Consider the following 23934-nt stretch of genomic DNA (forward strand, 5'->3'; position numbering starts at 1 on the left):
CCAAAAATCACTCGGAAACTTCTACGGTCACATCGCCAAGAACTTTGCACTGGCAAGCAAGACGTTCATCTTCACGCGCAGCCATAGTTTCTAAGAAATCACGCTCATGTTCTTCCATGGGACTTAAGTTCTCTGGATTTTCAAGAACTCGAATCATACAAGCCCCACAAGCTCCGTCGCGGCAACCAAAAAGTATGCTTGTTTCTTCTGTTTCGCAAACATCTATAATAGCTGCACCTTGTTCAATATTAATATTTTTTTTATCTGTCTTAACCGTGAGTATGGGCATGAATCGATTCCTTATTTAACTCCCCAAAGGGTACCGCGTATTCCTAACCGAAATCATATCTTATCGCAATATTTACTTTTCATTCATTACACCGATAAATATACGACGTGCAAATGAGGGCGACTCTTTGGACGCAGATTGGAAGAGACAATGGTTGTTGATAATGTCCAATTATTACTGAAACCTAAGAAAAAAACCTCCTCGCCAACCATGCAACGGGTTTGCCGAGTTTTCAAAGGTCCTGCTTGTTATATCTGTGGGCTGTGTGGAAGAAGATACAAAAATCTAAAAGATGCATGGAAATGCGTCACAATCAACGGTCTCAAAATAAAATCGCATTTAATAGCTGACAGCAATTCCTTTGCTCACAATTATCAATGTTTATTGTGTGGAAAAATATATGCTAATCAACAAGATACTTCATTATGTGTCATCCGGGACGTGGAAGCAGGCTGGTTCCCAAGGGTTTTGGCAGAGCACCTCTTAAATATGGCTCACTCAATGCTCAATGCCGATCCAAAAACGCGAAGAAATCTCCTTATTACGCGTCAGCGTGGAGGTGGCGCTCCCATACCTGAAAGCGATGAGGAGAAACAAGCGCCTAAAAAACAAGCGCAATTAAACGACACGATGAATGATTCTATGGATGATGATGAAAATAATATGAGTTCTGCTGCTCCTGCGCAAAACGAAAGCAACGAATCTACAGAGGTGCAAGCACAAACTCCTAAACTCGAATCCGTAGCTGACTCTGCTGAAGGGGCTACAGGTGAACCTATGGATCATGAAGAAGTTGTATATTATGAAAAAGCACCTGAAAAAGACAAACCTGTTTTGTTTAGAACACCCGGTCAAAAACCATTTATTCGCAATGGTTCAAATTATGTTTGCTCAGTCTGCAATGAAAAATTCTTTACAAAAATGGAAGCAGAAACCCACTTTAATGAACATCCATTAGTTGAAACTGTATAGACTCTTTTCATATATATGTTTACAATCTATCATCTCTAATATAGTTATTGAGAGTGTTATTTTTTATGGATGAGGGCACTCATGTTAATGATATTTTTTTTAAATATGCTATCAAATTTTCTTGGATTTATTGGTTATAAAGGAATTTTAATAATTGCAAAAACCCTTGGATTTATTGTGTATGATGTTTTACGTATTCGTAGAAAAGTTATCTTAAAAAACTTAAATATAGCTTTTCAAAATGAAAAATCTCCCGAAGAACTCGTCAAAATCGGCAGAGCATCCACTGTGAATTTTATTCGCACAGTTCTAGAATTACTTGCAGCTGATAAACTTTTTAAAAAGACAAAAGTTATTTTCCAGAACAAAGAAATCGCTGAAAAATTATACAATCGCAATCAAGGTATTTATGCCATGTGTATTCATATAGGTAGCTGGGACTTTTTATGTCATATAAACTCACGCGATTTTGCCACAGTAAATGTGATTTCTAAACAATTAGCTAAAGGAACTATGGGTATTTGGATAGAAAAAATGCGTGCCTCTATTGGCTATAGAGTGATTGACAGAAAAGGTGATGTTGCATCCACTACCCAAATATTCAATGCTCTTGATAAAAAAGAAGTGATTGGTTTTATCGTCGATCAAAAACGATCCCGTGGAGAAATGCTTCCATTATTTGGCAAAGAAGCCTCAACAAATAATAGCTTAGCAAAGCTTTGGTTGAAAAAAAATGCACCTATTATTCCAGTCATTATAAAAAGAAAATCAATCGACACCCAAGAAATTATTTATTTTCCTGAATTTGAAATGATAGAAAATAAAGATTGGACAAGGAAACAAATTGTCACAGAAAATACAAAAAGAATGAATATAGTTGTCGAAGACATGATCCGGCAAAACCCAGAAGAATACTTCTGGATGCATAACCGTTGGGGATAAACTGAATGACTCATGAGAAAACAAACAAAACTCATTTTGAAATAGCAAAAAAAAGAGCACATGATATTCATGCAAGTCTTCGCTTTCTTGAACATCTTTATAACGAAATAAAAATTGCAGAAAGTATTGAAGATATAAACGATCCGTGCATTTTAAATAAATTTAAATCAACACTATCTTTTTTAAAAAAAGAACTTAAAAAAATTTAATTATTATTTATATAAATAAAAAAATATTATACAATATAAGCTTTAAAGGGATTAATCATGTTTACTGGAATTGTTCAAGCAGTGGCAATTATAAAAAATATCAAAGACCACAATGGAATCCGCACATTTCAAATAGAATTTCCCAACGGGTTTTGTAATGAATTATGCATAGGAGCAAGCGTAGCTGTTGATGGTGTCTGTCTCACTGTTACTAAACGCCTCAGTGAAAATTCAGCCGAGTTTGATGTGATCTTCAAATCCCTCGAAATAACAACCCTCAGTACACTCGCTGTCACAGCTCGTGTCAATGTGGAGCGTGCAGCAAAAGATGGGGCGGAAATCGGCGGACATCCCCTTTCTGGACATATAGATTTTCGCACACGATTGCTTGAATTTTATGAGGCTGATGGCAACTGCAGACTCCGGTTTGCATTGCCTGATATGTGGAAACGCTATATCTTTCCTAAAGGGTATATAGCAATCAACGGAGCTAGTTTAACTTTATCTGAAGTCGATAAAACAAAGGGTTTTTTTGATATCTGGCTCATCCCCGAAACCAGAAGAATGACAACCTTTGAAGAAAAAAAAGAGGGTGATTTCGTAAATATAGAAATTGAACGTGGAACACAAGTTGTCGTGGATACCATTCGTGACACTTTGGAAGAAAATATAGGGAAATTATATCAATTATTAGAGCAAATAATTGAGCAAAAAAATATTGATCTCAACACACTTCTTGGTGTTGAAAAAATTAATCTTACAAATAATTCTTCACTCAAATAAATTAACAAAAGTGTTCTGCGAAAATCAAAAGAATTCTTCACTTAAATAACCCAAATTTATATTCATTTTTTGCATTTAAATTAAAAGAAAAAGGTTTCACCATTTAAAAGTTTAGAGTCATTTTGTTTTATTGTACAATCAGGAAAGAAAAAAGCGAACGAAAATTTTTCTTGATCTGTCACCAATCGATCAACAATTTTAATTAAGACAAGTTCTTTTAATTTCTCCCAGTGCATTTCTTTAGACCGAACCGCTTCAAAATGATCACGGAGAATTTCTACTTCCCCTACTCTATGTTCTAGAACTTGTCGAACTAAGTCAAATCCTTGTAAGGCAACTATGCAACGACCCAATTCATTTTGAATAAGCTTAAATTCATTTTGTATTTCTTTTAATGTTTCTTCCCAAGTTAAATTTGTATATTGATCCATTTTTAACTTTCGCCGCAAAGTGGCTATATTTTTTTCACTCAAATCGCGCCCTGAAAATGTTTCAAATGCTTTGCGCAACGATGATATTTCACCGTATTTTAAAGTGTTGTCACCCAATTCAACTCCCACATCTTCAAGACTTCTCGCCATAGGTGTCAGTTGATCGGTGAATTTAATAAAATAATCCATTTGATCAAAAAGTTCTGGACCTACCATTCTTTCACTGAGAAAAATAGCTTCAAATGTTTCAGATACTGCTTCAAATGTTGTGCTGCTTAAATTCAGACCGATCACTACGGATTTCGAAACTTCATGAATATGTGGCATTAAGGACATGAGAGAACGTGATTTATATTCCGAAAAATTAGGGTCGATGGTTTTTACGCCGAATTCTAAATTAGAAATGCGCATACATATTTGTTGCAAAGATTCTTCTATCAATCGGGCAGTAGAATCTTGTGCTAGGGAACACATCTCTAAAGTAACGCGCATAAAACAAGAATATTCATAAAAGAAATTACAAATGCCTTCATTTTTTTTACACCAATTCGATGAAAAATTTTTCTTGGGCAAACTAAAGTCATTAAATAAGGGGCGACAGAGATGATGCAGTGATCCGCTTATCCGCGAACCATCTTCCAAATGGGCAAAACAACCTTGTTTTTTACCAATTTCAGCAAGTTTTTCTATTGTCATGGAAATCTTTTTTTTCTCTTGATTGGGCTTGCTGACTTCAATCATAAAACTTTTAACACCCACTTTTTTGCCAAAACTAGGTAACAGCAAAAGAATTCTATAAACATGAGGGGGAATATCTGACAATAAAGTTTTATTAGGAAACTTAAAAACCATTTCATAAAATCGTTGCAAACCAAGCCAACTCACAGAAAATAATTCCTTTAAGCTGATTTCTTTTGCTTTCGATAAAATTTGCACATGCGCTTCCAATTGTGTAGAGTCGACGAGATGTCCTTTTAATTTTGAAATCGATCCTTCTTGTATGACTTCAAAGTCGCTTTGATTCTCCATCAAAAAACTCCAAACCGTTGTGTGTCTGGAGTTTATCGGCCAAGCTGAATAAATATTAATTATATGTGCTAAATAGGCAAAGTTTTAGAGTCGAGCTGAGAGCATATTTTCAGGTTTAAGCGCATCTTCTAGCTGTTGGCGGGTTAAGAGCTTATGTTTTAAAACGAGATTAAACACACTGTCTCCTGTTGCCAATGCCTCCTTAGCAATCATAGTTGAGTTTTCATAACCAATGAGAGGATTGAGTGCAGTCACAAGACCTATGCTGTGTTCCACAGCCCGGCGGCATGCTTCTTTATTTGCAGTAATTCCCTCTACACAGAGACGACCCAGTGTGCGCATTCCGCGCGTGAGCATAGTGACACTTTGAAAAATATTAAAAACCATAACAGGTTCAAAAGCATTGAGCTGCAGCTGCCCTCCTTCCGAAGCCATTGTGACTGTTAGATCGTTGCCAATCACTTGAAAGGCAATTTGATTCACAACTTCTGGAATTACGGGATTGACTTTCCCGGGCATAATACTTGATCCCGGCTGCATCGGTGGAAGGTTGATATCACCAAATCCACAACGTGGACCACTCGATAATAATCTTAAATCATTGCATATCTTGCTCAATTTGATCGCTAAACGCTTCAAAATACCTGAGAATAAGACAAAAGCACCCGTATCAGGAGTTGCTTCGATCAAATTGGGAGATGCTACTAAATCTAATTCCGTTATTTCTCTTAGTTTCTCAATAGCTTTTGCCGCATATTTTGGATGAGAGTTGATCCCAGTTCCAATGGCAGTCCCACCAATGCTTAATTCTAAAAAGAGCTTTGCTCCATCCCGAATTCGGGCAATGTCCTCTCCTAAGGTCACAGAAAAGGCTTCGAATTCTTGTCCTAAAGTCATGGGCACAGCATCTTGTAATTGCGTGCGTCCCATTTTAATAACATCAGAAAATTCATTGCCTTTATTTGATAAAAGCCCACACAATTCGAGCAAAGCTTCAAGTAAACTGGGAATAGATTGTAACGTCGCTAAGCGGATAGCAGTAGGATAGGCATCGTTTGTCGATTGACCTAGATTAACATGGTTATTGGGATGAATACTGCTGTAATCCCCTTTTGCTTTGCCCCAAAGTTCAAGCGCTCGATTGGCTATGACTTCGTTTGCATTCATATTTGTCGATGTTCCGGCTCCACCTTGAATCATGTCGACTAAAAATTGATCGTGCCAATGGCCCGCTATTATTTCATCACAGGCCATAACTATATAATTCGAAATATCTTTATTGAGAACTCCCAGGTCTGCATTGGCCAAAGCGGCTGCTTTTTTAACTTGTGCAAGGCCTTTTATAAAAATTGGGAAGGATTTAAGTTTCACACCTGTGATATTAAAATTTTCGAGTGCGCGGAGTGTTTGCACTCCATAATAAGCATCATCGGGTAATTCTCGATCGCCAAGCAGGTCATGCTCTAAACGCTTTTTTCCTGAGCTGTAGCCCGCATAATGAACAGTGCTATGGGTTACAGCGCTCGATATACGATTAAAAACAAAAGAACCGATGCTCATTTGAATTTTACATGATATTTCTTGATGGTCTTTCATAAGTTTTAAAAAATTTTGTCGAGAAAGTGTGATGGCTTTTGTGCTAAGAAGTGCTACTGCTTTTGCTTTGTGCAGTGTTCCTTCTTGAAGTAGAGAGACTTCTCCGAGAAACTGATTGGGCCCATAAATGGTTGTTGGCTCTTCAAAATCTGAGGAGGGAGCAGAGACTTCTACTCGACCAGAAATGATGAGACGCAATTTATCGCGCACGAGTCCTGGGGAATATAGTAATTCATTTTTTTTATAATTTTCTTTTTCTAAGTAATTGTTTAGAATTTTGACTTCATTTTCTGAGAGGTTAGAAAAAAGGGGAAAATGAGAAACGTGGGAGAGATCCATTGTAAAAGCTCCTCGATTGATGGATAGATATTGTGTTACACCCATTTTTTAATGGTGACAATGGGAGTCATATAACCCAAATAAATATCTTTGGATTATAAAATCTTTGAGAAACCTTTTAGCCGAAAAAGGACTGTATTTGTTAGCAATTCGCGAAAGTAAAATTCAATTTGAAAAATGGCTACATAGATATAATAATAAAAAATTATTTTATGTTATCAGCCTTTCAATTGCTATACATATACTTCTTTTATATTTAATATCTCTCATAAAAGTTAATGAAAAAGATATCATTACGGAAGAAAATCCTCTCAGTCCACCACCTGTTCATATTCAATTAGACACTTTGCCCCCAAAAAAACCTGCCATTAAGAACGATCAAACGCAAAATAAAGATTTCAATATTCCTAAAAACAGATCGGGTGGGGTTTTAACCGATAAAAACACAATCCCAAACAAATCGTTCCAAGTTCCAAAAGAACTTGAATCAAACGATAAAAGAGTTGTGAATGATCCATTCAAAAACAATGCTCTCCCAAGAAAAAAAGATAAAATTGCGCTACCAAATAAATCGCAAAAAAAACCTTTTGGAGGGATAGAATCTCTGCTTCCTCAGTCAAGCCAAACTTATATCGATGAAATCAGAAGAGAAGCGCGACAAGGAAAATCTATCCAAGGAGACAGTGGAGATATTCCCATTATGGGCAAAGAATATGCACCAAGCAACGAACCGCAATACAAAGAGCGTTTCGCTGCAAAAGATATGAGTCTTTATCAATTTAGTCAGGAATTTAAGGAAAAATTTGGCGCCATCTGGAATTTAAAAGATCGAAACTTGCCGCCCGAGTCTCCCCTGAGACCTGGGGATGTGGTATATTATAAAATCTATATTAAAGGAGATGGTTTCCTTGAAAAGTTCGAAAATTTGACTCAGAAAAAAAACCCAAATAAAGATTTTTCGGGAGCAGATATTATCTTTAAAGAGGTTGTGTCTCAAGTGCTTCCAATGCCTGTACCGCCTCGTTTTACTCACAGCATTGTCACGGAAGTCATTGCTATACAAGTTGTGAGCACAAACGTTTTTGTGCAATATTCACCGCAATAGAGTAAAATTGGTTTTAGTTTTGATAGCTTCTCTATTATCAAAGTGATACCTTTTTTATAACCATTATGAAACTAATGAATGTTCTTTAATTGTTCATTCTCTCCAAATTTAGGGAGGATCCATGTTCGACTGGTTTTTTAGGCTACTTTCTCATGATTTAGCCATCGATTTAGGCACAGCAAACACCTTGGTCTACGTTAAAAACAAGGGAATTGTTGCCAACGAACCTTCTGTTGTTGCTGTCCAACGAGACTCGCGTGGTCTCCGCACAGTGAAAGCTGTGGGAAGAGCCGCAAAAGAAATGCTCGGGCGAACTCCTGGAACAATTGAAGCCGTTCGGCCTATGAAGGATGGTGTGATTGCTGATTTTGAGCTCACCGAAAAGATGTTAAGTTATTTTATTGGTGTGGCGCATAATCACCGTTCCCTTGTTAGGCCAAGAGCCGTGATTTGTATTCCTTATGGAATAACCGAAGTCGAAAAAAGAGCTGTGCGAGAATCGGCAGAATCCGCAGGCTGTGCGTCTGTTTACTTAATAGAGGAGCCCATGGCTGCTTCCATCGGAGCCGATCTCCCTATCCATGAAGCAAGCGGAAATATGATCGTAGATATCGGTGGGGGAACTACGGAAGTCGCGGTGATTTCTCTCTTAGGAATTGTATATTCTAAAAGTGTGCGTGTTGGGGGCGACAAAATGGATGAATCCATTGTCAACTACCTTAAGAGACGTTTTAACGTACTCATTGGGGAACGCACCGCAGAGCAGATAAAAATTGCGATTGGTTCTGCTTATCCTGAAGAAGAAATCCGCACCATGCAGGTTAAGGGGCGCGACCTTGTTGCAGGGATTCCAAAAACCATTGAAGTTACGAGCGAAGAAATTCGCGAAGCCATGCAAGAACCTGTCAATGCCATCGTTGAAGCCGTGCGTTTAGCTCTGGAAAAAACACCACCAGAATTGGCGGCCGATATCGTTGACAAAGGAATTGTGCTTGTCGGAGGCGGAGCACTTATTCGCAACCTCGATGTGTTGTTACGCGAAGAAACAGGCTTACCTATAGTTGTTGCTGAAAACCCACTCACAGCAGTGGTGCTTGGCTCAGGACGTGTTCTCGACAATCCAGAGCTGTTAAGAGAAGTTACTTTTTAATTTTATTTTAAAAAAATATAATTTAAATCATAAATCAAAATGATAAAGTAATTTTGAGTGTGATTTTATTTTCGTTTAATAATTTTTTGCAATAGATTTTTAGCCAGATAGAAAGTTTTCAATTATATTATTATGAGGACTTCGCATGATTTTACCAATGATATATAATAAAGGAAAAGATGTTTTATTTGTCATGAATCATGGGTTTAGCAATACTTACTTGGACAACTCCATTATTTCAAAATTTTCATCAAAAACTCCTTTTTGATCAATTAATGCTGCATTATTATTTATATATTTTGCAATATTTTCAGCATAAATACCTTTTGTAATTAATATAACAAATAAAATAAGAAAATTTTTGTATAATTTTTTGATTTTCAAAATATCCTCCTCAATTGCTCATAAACAAATTAGTTATATTTTAATTTAGAAGAATATTTTATTTCCGATATTTATGTCAAATTTTTAATATAATTATTATTATATATTTTCTTTTCTTTTTATAATATTATCACCAACATTATATTTACTAGCATAATTATACATATCATCGTTAAAGCGAGTAAATATTTCGTAAGAACGATCAATCAGTTTTAGCGCTTTTTCTCTTTGTTCATCACTTGGCTTATAATTATCCACTTCTTCTTTTAAACGCAGAAAAGTTTCACCAGTTGCGTGTCCTGTTTCCATTTTCAAATGATGCTGACCAAAATAGATATATTTTTCTCCCGTCAGAAGCGAAAGATCTTCGGCGGCCTTACATGTTGCCGTAAAAAATTCAAATCCATTGCCTTCAATCGCTTCAAGGACAATATAGCGTTCGAATGATGTCGCATACCGAATGCTCGCACAAAAATCGTAAGTCGTTCTTCTGATTCCAATCGTATCTTTTCCCCAAAGAAAAGCCATAGATTCTGCAAAAGACATGGGCTGATCAAATCCAAGTCGCTTGATATCATTTAGAAACCAAACTGAATGCTTAGAGTCTTCGATTGTATGTTCGTTAATAATTTCTTGAAAAATATCTATACTTTCAAAATCCCGATAAACATATCGATTTAAATCCGCAAAACTCATGGAAAAATGTGCAATACAGGGAGCAATTGCAAGTCGTTTTCGCGGATCTATCGACGAGTCTTTCAGAAAAATAAATAAAGGATGTGAATCATATTTCTTATTATACATTTCAATATATGCTTTAATTTCTTGCATAACTTCTCTCTCCTGATTATACAATTAAACTCTTAAAACATATGCAACGGTTTCATATAAAAATTCAACTTTGCCATCCTTTTCGTGCATCATAAAAAGCCGATTTGTTTCTGCCATAAAGCGATCATATTTGGGATGATCTTTCGGCGGAGCATAGGAGGTAGATAGCATACGTCCTAAAAGCTCTTCTCGATTTAAAATTTGCTTTGTCGGTATAGAAAATTTTTCAAATTTCTGGGGAAAAAGATCGGCGAGAATTTTTTCATCTTCTATATTTTCAATTTTAACAGAGAGAAAATCGATGGAGTCTTCGATAAAAACTTTATGAATCCCTGTCATAAAAGCCGATTTTTTATAATCTTTTTTATTCCAAACGATGACAACTTTTCCACGTGGCTTTAAAATTCTACGCATTTCTGCAGCAGTCTCTGCATTCGAGAACCAATGGAGAGATTGGGCACAAAAGACAAAATCAACCGATTTTTCTTTGAGAGTTGTGTTAACAGACGTTGCATCGACACTCGTATATGATTTTAATTTTTTGTAAGAATTTTCTGCAATGGCACGCATTTCTGCGTTTGGTTCTACGGCAAATACACGACACTTATTTTTTAATAAGAGCTTAGTAAATTTACCTGTTCCAGCTCCTATTTCTGCGCATATGCTTTTTGAGCTAAAGCCATAGCGATCTCGTAAAAATTTTATAATTTCGTCTGGGTAAGTAGGTCTGTATTTAGCAAAATCCTTTGCCTTGCCTGAAAATCGATCGGAGGTGTCGAGAAATGCCATAGTATTTTCCTTATTAAATAACAGAAAAACATAACACACTTTTTGCCTTAGAAATCATTTACCAATACAGAACGTAGAAAATATTTTATCAAGGACATTGTCTAAATGTATTTCACCCACAATTTCTTCTAATGAGTGTTTAGAATGATTGATCAGTGAAGCAATTTTTTCTGGATAATCCTTGATTGCAATTAACTTAGAACATTCGTTCAAAGAGTTTATTGCGTTTAATACTTTGTCTTTTTGTCGCACTGAAATCAAGGTTGGATTCTCTTTTTTGCTCACTTCACCTATTATTAAACTATGATGATTGACTAAATTTTTACATAACAATTCTGTATTTACTGATGAAATCAAAACCAAATTATTATTTAAACAATTCTTATATTCTAAATCTTTAGTTAATTTTAAAAAGTTTTGATTAAACTCATGCAGCATGCTTATTTGTTCATCCGTCAGCAAATCTTGTTTACTTACCACTGGAATAATTTTTTGTTCCTCCGCTAATTTCACGGAAGAAAAAAATTGGATTATTTCGGATAATATATGATCATGAATTTGAGAACAATCTAATTTGTGAATATCTATGACAAGACAAATGACGTCTGCAGACAGAGCGGATTGCAAACTGCGTTCAACCCCAATTCTTTCCACTTCATCTTCTGTAGCTCTTATTCCAGCAGTGTCTAATAATACAAAATCTTTATTTTGAATAACAAGTCTGTCTTCAAGCACATCACGGGTCGTGCCTGGAATATGAGTTACGATAGCCCGATCATAACGTAACAAAGCATTATACAAACTCGATTTGCCGGCATTGGGTTTGCCTAAAAGTACAACTTTTACTCCCTCACGCATTTTGAGTCCGCTTGAAAAAGTCGCATGTAACTTATTGAGACGTTCAATAACAGCGTGAATTTGTGGAAGCAAAGAAGCAGGTTCATAATCTCCCACTTCATCTGGGGCAAAATCGATATGAGCTTCTAAATACGCTAAAATCGAGATAATCTGCGCTCTTAAATCTCCTGTTTCGCGCGACAACACACCATCGACAGTGTGACGAGCAAGCTCAACTCCTCCTAATGTTTCTGCATGAATGAGCTGATTGATTCCCTCAGCTTGAGCCAGATCTATTTTTCCATTTAACACTGCTCTTTGGGTAAATTCACCGGGTTGCGCATCGCGCATCCCAATGGAACGCAATAAACTTTGCAGTTTTGCAGAAATCAATGGATTGCCATGCACAGAGATTTCAATAATATTTTCTCCACTGTAACTTTTTGGAGCAGGAAATATTGTTAACACAACATCATCTATTTCATTCTTTTCTTGATCAATAATATAAACATAACGGGTGCAGGCTCTGCCTTCCGATTTTTTTGCTAAAGAAACAAGATCGACAGATTTTTTATTATGGGGTGAAAGAATATAAGGAGAAAGAATTGCAAAAACATTTTCTCCAGATAAGCGATGCAAATGCAAAGCACTTCTCCCCATAGGGGTAGCGAGTGCAAAAATCGATTGAAAATGGGCGTTCAAAACTTTTTCCTTAGTTCAATTTTCTTAAGTTTACAAAAAATTAATCATCTTTGCTTGGGGAAGAATTAAACTTTTCCTTAGCTTCACTTGTATGATTTATTTCCTTAGCTTCACTTTTATGATTTATATCTTTGGCTTCATTTGAAGTAACAGCTCCGACGCGCTCTATATTACTTTGAAAAGGTCCAGAATGTTTTGGCTTTTTTGGATGAATTTTTCTTTTATGTTTTAAAGAAGATTTAGCAGATTTTTCTGTTGAACTATTTTTAAAAGTATTTGGATTGTTATTTTTATGCACTCTTTTTTCAGTAGAATAAATTACCAAGCGACGTTTATCACCAGTTCCCACACTACGGGTTGCCACACCGGGAACACCATCAAGTGCTAGGTGAATTACGCGCCTTTCTTGACTGCTCTTAGAAGAAAGTATAACACTTTTACCTGTTTTTCTTACTTTTTCTGCTAAAGAACGTGCCATACCCACAAGTCTTTCTTCACGCTTTTCCGATGATTCCCCTGCGTCTAAACTGATTCTTGAGGAAATATCGCCAAGTTTTTTTTGTGCCACGCGTTTAAAAACATGTTCAAAAGCAAGCGAAAGACGATCACTTTTACTTAAAAAGCGTTCAATAAATTCATCCGATACTTTTACAACAGCTTCATTTTCACCAATAACAGTTTCAGTCTTATTTAACGGGACATCAAACGCAGAAAAGAATAATTTTTTATAATTATCAAATAACTCTTCGACACCTTCGCTTTTCATATTTAATAAATTACGAGGCATATAATTTTCGGAATTATAAGATGCCTTTCCACTATCAACATTTTCTTGAGCAAATTTAGGTTGAGAGCTCTCTTTTTTACTGAACTCAAGATTGATTTTACGGGGCTGTTTTTGTGTCCCTGGAAAATTCTGTGCTTTTGCTATCGGTGTTTTACTCAGAGCCTGACGCACTGCTTCTCGAGCTGCCGCTTGCAGATCTTGTTTGGATGTCTCAACCCAAGCTTCTATCCGGACTGAGCGAGAAAAAAGTTTTGAAAAAAAATTGCCACTCGACTGCTGAATGACATTATAGCAAAGAAGAGTTTTATCTGTAGAAAATGTTTTTGCAGCCTCTGCAAGAGCCTCCTCAAGGTTTTTCCCAGAAAATTGCCGTTTATCCATGAATACTCCGTAATTCGGGATTTAATTAGTAACCCCTCAGCTGAAAGAGAGGGGATTATTTTTGAGCAAATGCACTCAAAAGCACTCTTTTTTAGATTACTTTATTTTGCTTGTGCTTTCTTAAAGTGACGTGTCAGGAACCCCTGCCTAATCATTGATATGATTGTATTCGTTATAACGTAGAGAGCCAAACCGGATGGATAGAAAATCATAAAGACAGAAAAGACGATTGGTAGAATTTTCATCATTTTTGCTTGAGTTGGATCCATAGAAGGCATTGGCATCATTTTTTGATAACCGATCATGAGAAAAGCCATCAGAACAGGTAACACGAAATAGGGATCTGCTTGAGTTAAGTCTTTAATCCAAAAGAAAAATGGTGATTGGCGAAGATCGAAAGTATTACGTAAACAAGTATCCAATCCAAAAAATACGGGGATCTGTGGAAGAAGCGGTAAACATCCACTTAAAGGATTTACTCCACTTTTCGACATAAGTGCCATAGTTTCACGTTGCAATGCCTGTTTGTCATCTTTATGTTTAGCTTGAATTTCTTTTATTTGTGGTTGAATAAGCTGCATTTTTTGTGCCGCACTGTATCCTTTAATCTGCAATGGCAAGAACAAAATATTGATACAAAAAGTCAAGATAATTATTGCTATGCCCCAGTTGCCTACAAGGTTGTGGAGAAAAAATAAAACATGATAAAGTGGTCGCGCAATGATTTTAAAGAAGCCATAATCGATAGTTTGGTATAAACTGTATTGGTCAAAATGACTTAAAATCGTTTCATTTTTAGGACCAAAATACACTTTATAATTAAAAGTTACTGATTGTCCTGGCATTAAGTTAACTGGTTGTTTTACCCATGCTTCATAAACAGTTTGATCCGCTGGAGACAATCCGTCTTTTCTTAAAAGATTTCCTGTGCGCACAACTTCAAAATTGAGTGGATTATGAGAAAGAGGAATAAGAGTGTTCATCCAATAATGGGAATCGACGGAAAGCCAAGTGGGAGCAACGCCACTTTCTGTATGCATGACTTTATAAGATGACTCTGCATCAAATGGAGTCATCACTCTATTTACATCGCCATTGGCAAGGCGCAGTGCGGCGCCATGAAATTCCGCAGGATGGGAAGAGAACAATCCACCTGAGTTTTGATTGTCAGAGGTTGCACCCATTTCGAAATCAACATTGGTATTTTGCTGATATTGCGAATTGTTTTTAACAGTGATATGAAACTCACCATTGTAATCTTTGTCATTAAACTTAAAAGTTCTTAGAATTTCGAGACCATTCGCTCTCTGAATGATTTGAGTAGAACCATCAGCTATTTTTTCTATCCGCGCAGGTTGAGCGCGAAGATCTGTCGTCCCAACGCGAAAACCATAGGCTTTACAAACATTATAATTTTGAATGACAGAAACGGGAGTAGAATCATTGTATGCGACTTTTTCTCCAACTAAACTATTTTTACCTAGACATCCTCCCTCAGGAGTGAATTCAAAGGTTGCGTAGGGAACTTTTAGAATTAAGTCCGAAGGATTTACGACAACTAAAGGCAATTGCTCCGTGGAAGCAGGAGATGATTTTGCTAATCCAGTCTGCTCTGCAGATGGAGTTTCTTGAGAAGCATTTGTTTTTACTTGTGAGTTTTCGGGTTGCACTTTGTGCAGTTGTGCCTGTTGTTTGTTTTGTAACTCGATCGTTGCTTGTTGCTGCTTTATATAATAGCTTTGCGCATAAAAATATCCGCCAAATAATAAAAACAAGCCTACCATTAAACCTATTGTTTCTTTTTTCACTTCAGAATCCCGTTCTTTACTGTGTTAAACAACTATGGGAGATCAACTCCACCTCTATGAAAAGGGTGACATTTACACACCCTAACAACCGTCTTTCCAAAACCCTTAACCGCCCCATGCTTTTGAAATGCTTCTAAGCTATACTGGGAGCAGCTCGGATAAAACCGACATCTTGGGCCAAGTGCAGGAGAAATACACTGCTTATAAACTCTAATCAAGAAAACAAAGAAAAGAACGACGAATTCATTCAACTTTTTAAAGATCATGCTTTTTCTTCCGGGGTAGTTAGACACTTTTTCAATGCTTTCTGCAGAGTTGAGTTTATAGCTTTTAACAAATCATCCCAAGGAACTTCGAGAACATTTCTATTCGCCATAAAAAGCAATTGGATTTCGTTGCCAGCTGGTATTTCAACGAATTTTAAACACTGATTGAGCGCATTTTTCAATCTTCTACGCACTCTATTTCTTTTTACCGCTCTTTTATGCACTCCTTTTTTAGAAGCAACAACTGCAAATTTTAATAATTTTTGATCAAGTGAACACTTGCTAAAAGTCATATATGTTAAAAAAAATTCTGACCTCGATTTTATGGCTTTGGCATAAAACTCTGAGAAATGAGTTATCTTTGCTATTGTTAAAATAGGTTCACTACACATTTTTAGGTGTTGTCCTTTTTGGCACTCTTTTCACAAATTAAGAATAATCCTCGCTATGCTGTCTTTATATAAATAACAAAGGAGTCACAGTCGAGGAACACATGACAGTGCTCAAATACAAACCCATTGGTCCGTATCGGGCAATCTTGCTCATTAGACTTATCTTAGAGTTGTTCCTCTTTGCAACAATTGCATACCAAATTCCAACTTTCCCCCAATCACTTGAATCTATTGGAAAATTAGCGAATATCATAGGAAAAGCGGATGTTTTACGCTCCGGAAAAAACATACCCGCTGAAAAAAACATGCAAATATTTGAAACCGATGTAGTGACGACTTTCGAAAAAACAGCAATAAAAATTGAATTCAATGATGGCAGCTATTTAATGGCATTTCAAGATTCAAAAATCAAACTTACAGAATATAACATTAAAGCTAAAGAAAATAGTGCAAATGATTTAAAGTCAGCTATTGAAGTTGCTAAAGGTAAAATCCGTTTTTTTGTGAAGCCTCAAGAAGACGGAAAAGTGGATGTAAAATTTAAAACCTCCAATTCCGTTATGGGAATAAGAGGAACAAGCGGATATATTGACACCTCGGCCATCGGAAATACGCAAATATTGGTCACTTCAGGAAGCGTTGAAGTCACTAGCCTCGCCGATCCGACTAAGTCGGTTGTGCTGTCTGAAAATAAATATTCAGAAATAATTGGCAACCGAGCTCCTACACCAGCAAAAACAGCACCACCAATGCTCATAAATCGTTTAAATGCAGAAGCAAGCTTGATTGATCCGAATTACAAGCAAAGTGAAAAACCTGCACCAAAACCAGAGGGGGCACCCAAAAAAGAGAAAAATCCTTCGAAAGGATCAAATGACAACAATCCTGTCCCTGCAGAAAAGAAACAGGTCTTTAACACCGATGGCACGAGCACTGTAGTTAGTACTAATAATGCTTTAAACGATGTACTTGTTACGCAAGGCAATACCCGTTTACGTCCGAGTAATATCACAGAGTTTGCTCCGATTGTGAATGCTCTAAAAGAAATAAATAATATAAATGATCAAATCAATCGACAAATAAATACAGTTATAGATACTTCTGGTAGCTATCAAAAAACAAAAAATGTAACTGTTAATGTGAATGATCCATCACTTTAAAATAGGAAATAATATGAATATCAAAAAAATATTTCCAGAGACCTACAGACACTTAAAACTTATTGAAAAAAACTTGAAAGTCGTTGAATTTCTAAAAACTTCGTTAGATATTGTGAGCACTAATGAAGCAATTTATCCATTACAAAGAGATTTTTTGATTATAGAAATTACGCATGCTTATCAGCATTTTGGCTTTAGTTTGTTTGCACAGACGAGTATAAATCTTATAGCTAATGAATTGAAAAATATAACAGGAATCGACAAAAATATAATCATAAACTGGCTAAATATAACGTCTGATTCTATACTTCAGGAAATAACTCTCCCTATTAAAGAAAATATAAGTGATAAAGAAAAACTTGAGCAGATCTTTTCAGTAGAGTTTATTAAAAGAATTTTTTGCTCAGAAAAAGAAGAAGATTATTTAACGGGTATGAGTGTTTTTTCCAGTGAAACAATCGAAAATATTAGAAAAATATCTCGCGAAAAAATTGCGCAGATAACGGCAAAAAAAGAATTTGAATGGAATGACACTGTTTTAGAAAATCACGAATTTTTCTTAGATAATTATCCAAATATTAAAAATACTCTATTTGATTTTCTTTATCAGCTGCACTCCGATCCTCTTTCGCTTTTATCTTGGCGTCTTGAATCCTTTATTTCGTTTATTGATAAAAGAGAAGGTTCTATTTTTATAATGCGTGAAAGTATACTCAATAAAAAAACAGATTCCAGAAAAATAATGGCTGTTGTTTCGTTACTTGTACCTCACAGCGATGAAACGGGCAACCTGTTACTGCCGCATTCTCCTATTTCCGTGAGCCAAATTGCTCGACTCTTTTCGCCAGATTTTAAGTCAGATAAATTTCAAATAGATATTCTAAAAAACTGGATAAATATCGATGACAATGATGGATTAAAAAAAGAAATTGAAAGTCTACTGGAAATCGGAGTTGAATTCGGATTGTTTTTTAAAGTTCCCAATGGTCAGAAAGGATATTCATACGGATTGAGTGACAATGGACTTAAAATTATAAAACCTTTTCATTCTGTATTAACGGATACGATCTTACGAAATTCATTTGACTCTCCCTAAAGAGTTTTTTATGGAGAGAGAGCAGAAATAAATTCTGCAGTTAAATTGAGGTCTTTTGCATGCCCCGCCCCGTTGTCGATATCGATGAAACAAATGAATTCTTCACGCTCAAAGTCACAAAACCAAGCTTACGTTATGTCGACTTCTTTTTAAAATTAAAATGCGCCGCAGAACTGATTGCCACAGGTTTTTATCCCAATGCAAAAGAAATTTCCGAAACACAGGGTGTCTTTGAGGGGGCTCGGCATAAATTAAAACTCGATTACAAAGATAGAAGCGTTGCTATCGTAGTCGTTGGCGATGGATACAACCCAAGAACGGGCTATTATATCGCTTGCATGACTCAATGGAGTGTTTTTTCGGTTGATCCCGCTATGCAACGTGATTACGAAAAAATAACCCACCTGATTGAAAAAAGAAAACACTTAACCATTTTTCCCGATCAAATTGAAAACTGCAAAATTGATCTGGAAAAATTTAAAACCATTGTTTTGCTCTTTGTCCATTCGCATGCCAGTTTAAAGGCGAGTGTAAATGCCTTGAAAACCAATGACTCTGCAGTTATTCATGCCGTTTCAATGCCATGCTGTTTTGACGACGACCTTGGAATTCCTTATGATATTAAATTCGATGATCCCTATGTAATATCTGTTCATCGTTCTATATTTATTTATAAAAACATAAAAATGCCTATCTCGTGATCACTTATCTTCAAAAGCTTTGGTGAGCGCGTCGATCACTTTTTCTCTATCGATTGCTTTTTTATTCCCCTGCGTATCAACCTCTTCAACTTTTGATTGCATGTTGAGTTCTCTTTGCAAAACAAAGAGTAAATTTGTTGTTTTATTCACTGGAATTGAGTAAATAAAAAACCAAATAAATCCAAAAAGTAAAAATAATCCTAGATATTTTAAAAAAGTGAGCATACGTAAATCTCCTTACCCAAATATCTTAACTAATGTAAGACAAGCTAAATATGTCAAATATTTGAAATAGGCTTTTATTATCGAGTTTTATTAATGAGTAAAAAGAACTCTGAAAAGTATTATAATTTGTTATTTATAAGATATCAGAGCTTTGACAAATATTAATTTTTTGTTTTTGCATTTCTAGGATTGAATTTTCTATATCATTTTCTTTGAGATTAATTCCACGACAACCATCTAAAATAAGATGGGTTGTAAAATTTAATTTTGCACAATCGAGTGCTGAAAATTTAACACAATAATCGGTGGCTAAACCTAAAATATAGATATCAGTTGCTGAGATTGATCTTAAATATTCGCCTAAGCCTGTTGATGTTTTGTGATCATTATCAAAAAAACCGCTGTAACTGTCCACCTCAGGATTTTGTCCTTTATGGAAAATTCGATTTATATTATGGGAATTTAAGGAAGAGACGAGTTGAGCACCCAGAGTGTTTTGCACACAATGAGTTGGCCAAAGAATTTGTTCGATACCGTTGAGCTGAATAAACTCACCCACGTCTTTACCCGTATGATTGACTGCAAAACTTTTGTGATTTTGCGGATGCCAGTCTTGTGTGGCAATAATTTCGGCAAAAAAACTTTTAGAGTTTTTCATTAAAGAGTTTGCGATTGTTATGACTTCATCACCCTGGGGCACAGCAAGCGCGCCGCCAGGGATAAAATCATTTTGTAGGTCGATCAAAAGAAGGATATTTTTTTTCATTTGTGTCTTAATTCTTTAATACCTTTGCTGGTTCAATCATATAGAGATCGAAAGTACTTACGTTATCAAGCGGATTCTTCCCTGTAAAGCCACCCACATTCTTTTTAACGAGGTGAACTGCGACAGCAGTGTATAACGGAAGAATAGGATAATCTTTCATCGCATAACTGATAGCCTCTTCAAAATATGTTTTTCTCTTGTCAGGATTGAGCTCTGCTTCTGCTTTCTTCAATAATTTATCAAAGTTTTCACTACGATATTTGGCATTATTTTGAATATTATCACTTCTCAATAGTTCTGCAAAGGTATTCACATCGTTATAATCCCCATTCCATCTGTCAAAAGCGACTTGGAAATCTCCTTTTTGTCTTGTTTTCAAAAACACTTTCCACTCTTGATTTTCGAGTTCGACTTTGACGCCTAGATGATCTTTCCACATAGAAGCAACTGCAAGCGCAAGCTTTTTAAAGTTCTCGTTTGTGCTGTATGTGATTTTAAGCTTTAATGGATTATTTTCAGAATAACCCGCTTCAGCATACAATTTTTTTGCTTCTTTTATTCTCTCCTGCATAGATTGTTTTGACCAATTGTATTCATGTAAACTATAATTTTTGACACCTTGTGCCGCAATGTCATTGGAAGGAATTTCTCCTCTTCTTGTTACCTTTTGTGTGATGACATTTCTATCTACAACTAAATTAAGAGCTTCTCTTAATTTTTTATTTTCTTTAAATGGAGCGACTTGATTGTTAAAACTAAAAAAGTAACTGCCTAAAAAGGCATGGCTACGCACTTCACTGCCGAGTTGTTTCTTTAGTTTTTCAAATTGATCCGTTGCAATATCGTTGGTCATATCGAGCTGACCAGAAAGAAACATCTGCTCTTCACTATTTACATTTTGTACTGGAAAATAATTCACTTCTTCAATGACTGTTTTGTTTGCATTCCAATAATGAGGATTTTTCACCAATGTTAATTTATCACCCACACGCCAATAGGTGAGTTTATATGGACCATTGCTCACGAGCGTTCCTGGTTGGAAATATTTATCCCCATATTTTTCCAATTCCTTTTTGTGCACAGGGGAGAAGTTTCTCATAACTAAAATATCTAAAATAGCAGGATTCTTCTTTGCGAGCTGCACTTGCAAAGTATGATCATCGAGGGCTTTCGCACCTAAAGAACTCACTGGAATTTTTCCTTCGTTGACTTCTGCACCATTTTTAATTGCGTGGATTAAAAAAGAATAAGTCGAAGCCACCTTTGGATCCGCTAAGCGTTGCATTCCGAAAACATAGTCATGGGCAGTGACGGGGTCACCATTTGACCATTTTGCATTTTTCCGCAGGTGAAAAGTATAGGTAAGACCATCAGCACTGATATCCCACTTTTCAGCGCCCGCAGGTACAACTGCGCCTTCATTGTTATCGCGGACAAGGCCTTCAAAAAGATCGATGGCTACGTTGTTACCTTGTTTATCTTCAGTTTTCTGTGTATCGAGAGTTGGAAGCTCAGCGCCGTTTCCTTTATTAAAGACTTGTTTTTTTGCTAAAGTGACATTTTTTGGAACCTCTGCCGCAAAAGAAACAGAAGAAAACAATAATGTTGCCAAAAGACTTGAGGATATAAGTTTATTTATTGAAACCGCCATAACTGAGATCTCCCATACTGTTGTACTTTTTTAAAATGCAACGCAAAAGTATCATCGATTTTTTTGGCCGTCTAGCCTATTTCTAATTATTATAAAAAAAACTCTCAAAAAAAATTTTTCGAGAGTTTTTTCTTGGAATTTATGACCTTTAATGAGTTTAATTTGCTCTGCGTCCACGTTCTAAATCTTCTTGATGACGCAAAGAATAGAGCGCCCATGGTTGTATTTGTAAACGTTTAAATCCGATCGGATCTCCCGTCCCTTCACACAGTCCATAAGTGCCATCGTTGGCATCAATTTTTCTGAGGGCTTTTTCAATAAGAGAAAGCTTGTTACGTTCCGCTTCAGCAAGTTTCATATTGACTTCTTGATCGGTTTCGACAGACGCAAGATCTGTCTCATCAGAGATATCATCACGGCTAATTTCATATGCGCCTTCAGTTTTGCGTGCATGTTCTTTAGCATAAAGATCATCACGCATCTTTGTAAGTACAGATTTGAGCTGAACAATCTCTTCACGAGTCAACTCTTGTGGTTGGGAAGGCATCTTAGGTGGCATCGTTTTTCGTACTCCTACACAACACTGATACCAAAAACAAACATTGGTATGACTTTATGAGATGCAAATATAAACATCAAATGTCTAAATTCGCCATTTAAAATTGATATGGTTTACCACATCGGAAAATTGACATACACTAAACCATTACCAATAGTCTAGGGATACTAAACATACTCTTTTTGTTTACCTAATCAAAGAGCATAAAGGAAATTCATCGTATGCTAAGTCGCTTTGTAAACCAAGAATTAGTTGAGTGCATTAATTTTATAGGAGGGAAATGGATAAAACCAGCAGAAGAGCTTTCTCACATTAAAAATCCTTCTACGGGATTGACTATCGCGCGCACATTTAGAAGCAATGCTTTGGACATCGCACAGGCAGTCAAATCTGCGCAAGCTGTGCAAAAGGTATGGGCTGAAACAAGTTTGCGGGAGAGAGCACAGATCTTAAATCAATTTAGAGGCTGGATTTTAGAAAATATGGAGCTTCTTTCGCAAACCATTAGCAATGAGTGCGGTAAACTGCCTCGAGAAGCTCAAGATGGTCTGCTGAAAGGTGTTGAAATTATTGAATTTTCCATGAGTCTACCTGCAAGTGAGCGTCTTTATAAAACACCTGTGTCTAGAGGGGTGACCTGTGAATACCGCAGAGAAGCACTAGGAATTGTTGCAGGAATCACGCCCAGTAATTTTCCCGCAATGGTGCCCATGTGGATGATCCCAAATGCATTGATCGTTGGAAATTGTTTTATTTGGAAGCCGTCGGAAAAAACAGCGATGACTTCATTATTAATTGCAGAGGGTTTGAAAAAAGCGGGTCTGCCGGATGGAGTGCTCAGTGTGGTTCAGGGTGATAAAGTAACAGTTGATGGCCTCTGTGATCATGAAGACATAAAAGCAATTGCTTTTGTGGGTTCAACTCCTGTGGCAAAAGAAGTATATAAAAGAGCAACATCACTTGGAAAAAGAGCATTGACCTTAGGCGGTGCAAAAAATCATATTATTTTAATGCCTGATGCGGATAAAGAAACAGCTGTTGAAGGTATTCTAGCTTCTTTTACGGGATGTGCAGGGCAGCGTTGCATGGCTGCCAGTGTCTTACTGGCAGTTGGAGAAGTCGATCATATAATCAAGACACTTTCCGACCGTGCAAAAGAGTTTCAGCCCAAAATAAATATGGGCGCAATTATTACAAATGAATCTTATATTCGTCTGTGCAATGCAATCGAAAAAGCACATAAAGAAGGTGCAAAGGTCTTAGTGGATGGACGTAAAGTAACAATTCCAAAAGAATATGAAAAAGGGAACTGGCTGAATCCCACAATTTTAGACAACGTAACAGCGCAAAGTTTTGCCGCAAAAGAAGAATTATTCGGCCCTATTCTTTCTATTATTCGTTGCAAAAATTTGGCCGAGGCTCTCGCAATTGAGAATGCAAACCCATTTGGCAATGCCGCATCAGTCTTTACTACGCGAGGTGATGTCGCTGAATATGTAGCTGAAAGGGCGCAATCTGGCATGATTGGCATCAATGTCGGCATCCCCGTTCCACGCGAACCTTTTTCCTTTGGCGGGATCAATCAATCCAAATTTGGGCATGGCGATATTACTGGCGAAAGCGGAATTGAATTTTGGAGCCAAAGAAAAAAAATTACGAGCAAGTGGATTCAACAAAAAAGTAACAATTGGATGTCATGAATCATCTTGAAAGTTCAATAAAGTAACTGTCGAATTTGAAAAACAAACAATAAA

The 23934-nt window shown here is 36.4% G+C and carries 25 protein-coding genes; 10 read left to right on the forward strand and 15 right to left on the reverse strand.

Annotated features, from left to right (window positions below; genetic code table 11):
* Positions 1-7 precede the first annotated feature (7 nt).
* A complete protein-coding gene (locus tag EZS29_RS08840) occupies positions 8-289 on the reverse strand; it encodes a 2Fe-2S iron-sulfur cluster-binding protein (protein WP_130609069.1) in 282 nt (93 codons plus the stop codon).
* A gap of 150 nt (positions 290-439) precedes the next feature.
* On the opposite strand from EZS29_RS08840, the gene EZS29_RS08845 reads away from it, so the two are divergent.
* The 4 genes from EZS29_RS08845 (at position 440) to EZS29_RS08860 (ending at position 3195) form a co-directional block, all read left to right on the forward strand.
* Positions 440-1261, forward strand: a complete 822-nt coding sequence (locus EZS29_RS08845) for a hypothetical protein (protein ID WP_130609072.1) — start codon at positions 440-442, stop codon at positions 1259-1261.
* 81 nt (positions 1262-1342) lie between these two features.
* The gene (locus EZS29_RS08850; protein WP_172603863.1) at positions 1343-2203 is read left to right on the forward strand and encodes a lysophospholipid acyltransferase family protein; all 861 of its coding nucleotides are present in this window, start codon (positions 1343-1345) and stop codon (positions 2201-2203) included.
* A 5-nt stretch (positions 2204-2208) separates the two neighbouring features.
* The gene (locus tag EZS29_RS08855; protein ID WP_130609078.1) at positions 2209-2412 is read left to right on the forward strand and encodes a hypothetical protein; all 204 of its coding nucleotides are present in this window, start codon (positions 2209-2211) and stop codon (positions 2410-2412) included.
* Between the two features lie 57 nt (positions 2413-2469).
* Entirely contained in the window at positions 2470-3195 is a 726-nt protein-coding gene (locus EZS29_RS08860) for a riboflavin synthase subunit alpha (protein ID WP_130609082.1), read from the forward strand.
* A gap of 80 nt (positions 3196-3275) precedes the next feature.
* On the opposite strand, the gene EZS29_RS08865 is transcribed toward EZS29_RS08860, so the two are convergent.
* On the reverse strand, positions 3276-4655 hold the full coding sequence (locus tag EZS29_RS08865) for a hypothetical protein (RefSeq protein ID WP_130609085.1): 1380 nt from the start codon (positions 4653-4655) through the stop codon (positions 3276-3278).
* 84 nt (positions 4656-4739) lie between these two features.
* Positions 4740-6590 (reverse strand): aspartate ammonia-lyase, encoded by a 1851-nt coding sequence (gene aspA / locus EZS29_RS08870; RefSeq protein ID WP_130609088.1) that lies wholly within the window; start codon positions 6588-6590, stop codon positions 4740-4742.
* 139 nt (positions 6591-6729) lie between these two features.
* Here aspA and EZS29_RS08875 point away from each other — a divergent pair, with 139 nt between their 5' ends.
* Both EZS29_RS08875 and EZS29_RS08880 read left to right on the forward strand, forming a co-directional pair.
* Entirely contained in the window at positions 6730-7695 is a 966-nt protein-coding gene (locus EZS29_RS08875; protein ID WP_145987939.1) for a hypothetical protein, read from the forward strand.
* Between the two features lie 121 nt (positions 7696-7816).
* Positions 7817-8845: a rod shape-determining protein gene (locus EZS29_RS08880; RefSeq protein ID WP_130609093.1), complete on the forward strand. Its 1029-nt coding sequence runs from the start codon at positions 7817-7819 to the stop codon at positions 8843-8845.
* A 216-nt stretch (positions 8846-9061) separates the two neighbouring features.
* Here the strand turns inward: EZS29_RS08880 and EZS29_RS15930 are convergent, their stop codons facing one another.
* The 8 genes from EZS29_RS15930 to EZS29_RS08915 all read right to left on the reverse strand — a co-directional run bounded on the left by EZS29_RS15930 (position 9062) and on the right by EZS29_RS08915 (position 16022).
* Positions 9062-9229: a hypothetical protein gene (locus EZS29_RS15930; protein ID WP_172603864.1), complete on the reverse strand. Its 168-nt coding sequence runs from the start codon at positions 9227-9229 to the stop codon at positions 9062-9064.
* 99 nt (positions 9230-9328) lie between these two features.
* On the reverse strand, positions 9329-10060 hold the full coding sequence (locus EZS29_RS08885) for a hypothetical protein (RefSeq protein ID WP_130609096.1): 732 nt from the start codon (positions 10058-10060) through the stop codon (positions 9329-9331).
* Positions 10061-10084: 24 nt separating this feature from the next.
* Positions 10085-10849, reverse strand: a complete 765-nt coding sequence (locus EZS29_RS08890; RefSeq protein ID WP_130609099.1) for a class I SAM-dependent methyltransferase — start codon at positions 10847-10849, stop codon at positions 10085-10087.
* A gap of 54 nt (positions 10850-10903) precedes the next feature.
* On the reverse strand, positions 10904-12388 hold the full coding sequence (gene mnmE / locus EZS29_RS08895; protein ID WP_130609102.1) for a tRNA uridine-5-carboxymethylaminomethyl(34) synthesis GTPase MnmE: 1485 nt from the start codon (positions 12386-12388) through the stop codon (positions 10904-10906).
* 40 nt (positions 12389-12428) lie between these two features.
* Positions 12429-13556, reverse strand: coding sequence for a Jag family protein (locus tag EZS29_RS08900; RefSeq protein WP_130609106.1), 1128 nt, complete (start codon positions 13554-13556; stop codon positions 12429-12431).
* A gap of 101 nt (positions 13557-13657) precedes the next feature.
* Positions 13658-15364, reverse strand: coding sequence for a membrane protein insertase YidC (yidC, locus tag EZS29_RS08905; protein WP_130609109.1), 1707 nt, complete (start codon positions 15362-15364; stop codon positions 13658-13660).
* Between the two features lie 32 nt (positions 15365-15396).
* A complete protein-coding gene (gene yidD, locus EZS29_RS08910; protein WP_130609112.1) occupies positions 15397-15630 on the reverse strand; it encodes a membrane protein insertion efficiency factor YidD in 234 nt (77 codons plus the stop codon).
* Positions 15627-16022, reverse strand: a complete 396-nt coding sequence (locus EZS29_RS08915; protein ID WP_130609115.1) for a ribonuclease P protein component — start codon at positions 16020-16022, stop codon at positions 15627-15629. Before EZS29_RS08915 ends, yidD begins: the two co-directional genes overlap by 4 nt.
* Before the next feature lie 101 nt (positions 16023-16123).
* Here EZS29_RS08915 and EZS29_RS08920 point away from each other — a divergent pair, with 101 nt between their 5' ends.
* The 3 genes from EZS29_RS08920 to EZS29_RS08930 are packed head-to-tail and all read left to right on the forward strand — an operon-like array spanning position 16124 to position 18979.
* On the forward strand, positions 16124-17182 hold the full coding sequence (locus EZS29_RS08920; protein WP_130609118.1) for a FecR family protein: 1059 nt from the start codon (positions 16124-16126) through the stop codon (positions 17180-17182).
* Positions 17183-17195: 13 nt separating this feature from the next.
* Positions 17196-18278, forward strand: a complete 1083-nt coding sequence (locus EZS29_RS08925; protein ID WP_130609121.1) for a hypothetical protein — start codon at positions 17196-17198, stop codon at positions 18276-18278.
* 59 nt (positions 18279-18337) lie between these two features.
* The gene (locus EZS29_RS08930) at positions 18338-18979 is read left to right on the forward strand and encodes a hypothetical protein (RefSeq protein ID WP_130609124.1); all 642 of its coding nucleotides are present in this window, start codon (positions 18338-18340) and stop codon (positions 18977-18979) included.
* Here the strand turns inward: EZS29_RS08930 and EZS29_RS08935 are convergent, their stop codons facing one another.
* The 4 genes from EZS29_RS08935 to EZS29_RS08950 all read right to left on the reverse strand — a co-directional run bounded on the left by EZS29_RS08935 (position 18980) and on the right by EZS29_RS08950 (position 22180).
* Positions 18980-19204 (reverse strand): hypothetical protein, encoded by a 225-nt coding sequence (locus EZS29_RS08935; protein ID WP_130609127.1) that lies wholly within the window; start codon positions 19202-19204, stop codon positions 18980-18982.
* A 133-nt stretch (positions 19205-19337) separates the two neighbouring features.
* Positions 19338-19970 carry a bifunctional nicotinamidase/pyrazinamidase gene (gene pncA / locus EZS29_RS08940; RefSeq protein ID WP_130609130.1) on the reverse strand — a complete coding sequence of 211 codons (633 nt, stop codon included), beginning with the start codon at positions 19968-19970 and terminating at the stop codon, positions 19338-19340.
* Positions 19971-19977: 7 nt separating this feature from the next.
* Positions 19978-21621 (reverse strand): peptide ABC transporter substrate-binding protein, encoded by a 1644-nt coding sequence (locus EZS29_RS08945; protein ID WP_130609133.1) that lies wholly within the window; start codon positions 21619-21621, stop codon positions 19978-19980.
* A gap of 157 nt (positions 21622-21778) precedes the next feature.
* On the reverse strand, positions 21779-22180 hold the full coding sequence (locus EZS29_RS08950) for a TraR/DksA family transcriptional regulator (RefSeq protein WP_130609135.1): 402 nt from the start codon (positions 22178-22180) through the stop codon (positions 21779-21781).
* Positions 22181-22401: 221 nt separating this feature from the next.
* Between EZS29_RS08950 and EZS29_RS08955 the strand changes: the two genes are divergently transcribed.
* Positions 22402-23880, forward strand: coding sequence for an aldehyde dehydrogenase family protein (locus EZS29_RS08955; protein WP_130609138.1), 1479 nt, complete (start codon positions 22402-22404; stop codon positions 23878-23880).
* Positions 23881-23934 lie beyond the last annotated feature (54 nt).

Source organism: Fluviispira sanaruensis, from assembly GCF_004295685.1.
Classification (GTDB): domain Bacteria; phylum Bdellovibrionota_B; class Oligoflexia; order Silvanigrellales; family Silvanigrellaceae; genus Silvanigrella; species Silvanigrella sanaruensis.

What these genes read in the sequence shown, in the direction of transcription:
- EZS29_RS08840 (WP_130609069.1), bottom strand. Translation starts at nt 289, where the DNA reads ATGCCCATACTCACGGTTAAGACAGATAAAAAAAATATTAATATTGAA.
- yidD (WP_130609112.1), bottom strand. Translation starts at nt 15,630, where the DNA reads ATGATCTTTAAAAAGTTGAATGAATTCGTCGTTCTTTTCTTTGTTTTC.
- EZS29_RS08935 (WP_130609127.1), bottom strand. Translation starts at nt 19,204, where the DNA reads ATGCTCACTTTTTTAAAATATCTAGGATTATTTTTACTTTTTGGATTT.
- EZS29_RS08900 (WP_130609106.1), bottom strand. Translation starts at nt 13,556, where the DNA reads ATGGATAAACGGCAATTTTCTGGGAAAAACCTTGAGGAGGCTCTTGCA.
- EZS29_RS08950 (WP_130609135.1), bottom strand. Translation starts at nt 22,180, where the DNA reads ATGCCACCTAAGATGCCTTCCCAACCACAAGAGTTGACTCGTGAAGAG.
- EZS29_RS08885 (WP_130609096.1), bottom strand. Translation starts at nt 10,060, where the DNA reads ATGCAAGAAATTAAAGCATATATTGAAATGTATAATAAGAAATATGAT.
- EZS29_RS08890 (WP_130609099.1), bottom strand. Translation starts at nt 10,849, where the DNA reads ATGGCATTTCTCGACACCTCCGATCGATTTTCAGGCAAGGCAAAGGAT.
- EZS29_RS08845 (WP_130609072.1), top strand. Translation starts at nt 440, where the DNA reads ATGGTTGTTGATAATGTCCAATTATTACTGAAACCTAAGAAAAAAACC.
- EZS29_RS08920 (WP_130609118.1), top strand. Translation starts at nt 16,124, where the DNA reads ATGACAGTGCTCAAATACAAACCCATTGGTCCGTATCGGGCAATCTTG.
- EZS29_RS08930 (WP_130609124.1), top strand. Translation starts at nt 18,338, where the DNA reads ATGCCCCGCCCCGTTGTCGATATCGATGAAACAAATGAATTCTTCACG.
- EZS29_RS08955 (WP_130609138.1), top strand. Translation starts at nt 22,402, where the DNA reads ATGCTAAGTCGCTTTGTAAACCAAGAATTAGTTGAGTGCATTAATTTT.
- EZS29_RS08945 (WP_130609133.1), bottom strand. Translation starts at nt 21,621, where the DNA reads ATGGCGGTTTCAATAAATAAACTTATATCCTCAAGTCTTTTGGCAACA.
- EZS29_RS08865 (WP_130609085.1), bottom strand. Translation starts at nt 4,655, where the DNA reads ATGGAGAATCAAAGCGACTTTGAAGTCATACAAGAAGGATCGATTTCA.
- EZS29_RS08925 (WP_130609121.1), top strand. Translation starts at nt 17,196, where the DNA reads ATGAATATCAAAAAAATATTTCCAGAGACCTACAGACACTTAAAACTT.
- aspA (WP_130609088.1), bottom strand. Translation starts at nt 6,590, where the DNA reads ATGGATCTCTCCCACGTTTCTCATTTTCCCCTTTTTTCTAACCTCTCA.
- pncA (WP_130609130.1), bottom strand. Translation starts at nt 19,970, where the DNA reads ATGAAAAAAAATATCCTTCTTTTGATCGACCTACAAAATGATTTTATC.
- EZS29_RS08860 (WP_130609082.1), top strand. Translation starts at nt 2,470, where the DNA reads ATGTTTACTGGAATTGTTCAAGCAGTGGCAATTATAAAAAATATCAAA.
- EZS29_RS08855 (WP_130609078.1), top strand. Translation starts at nt 2,209, where the DNA reads ATGACTCATGAGAAAACAAACAAAACTCATTTTGAAATAGCAAAAAAA.
- EZS29_RS08850 (WP_172603863.1), top strand. Translation starts at nt 1,343, where the DNA reads ATGTTAATGATATTTTTTTTAAATATGCTATCAAATTTTCTTGGATTT.
- EZS29_RS08880 (WP_130609093.1), top strand. Translation starts at nt 7,817, where the DNA reads ATGTTCGACTGGTTTTTTAGGCTACTTTCTCATGATTTAGCCATCGAT.
- EZS29_RS08915 (WP_130609115.1), bottom strand. Translation starts at nt 16,022, where the DNA reads ATGTGTAGTGAACCTATTTTAACAATAGCAAAGATAACTCATTTCTCA.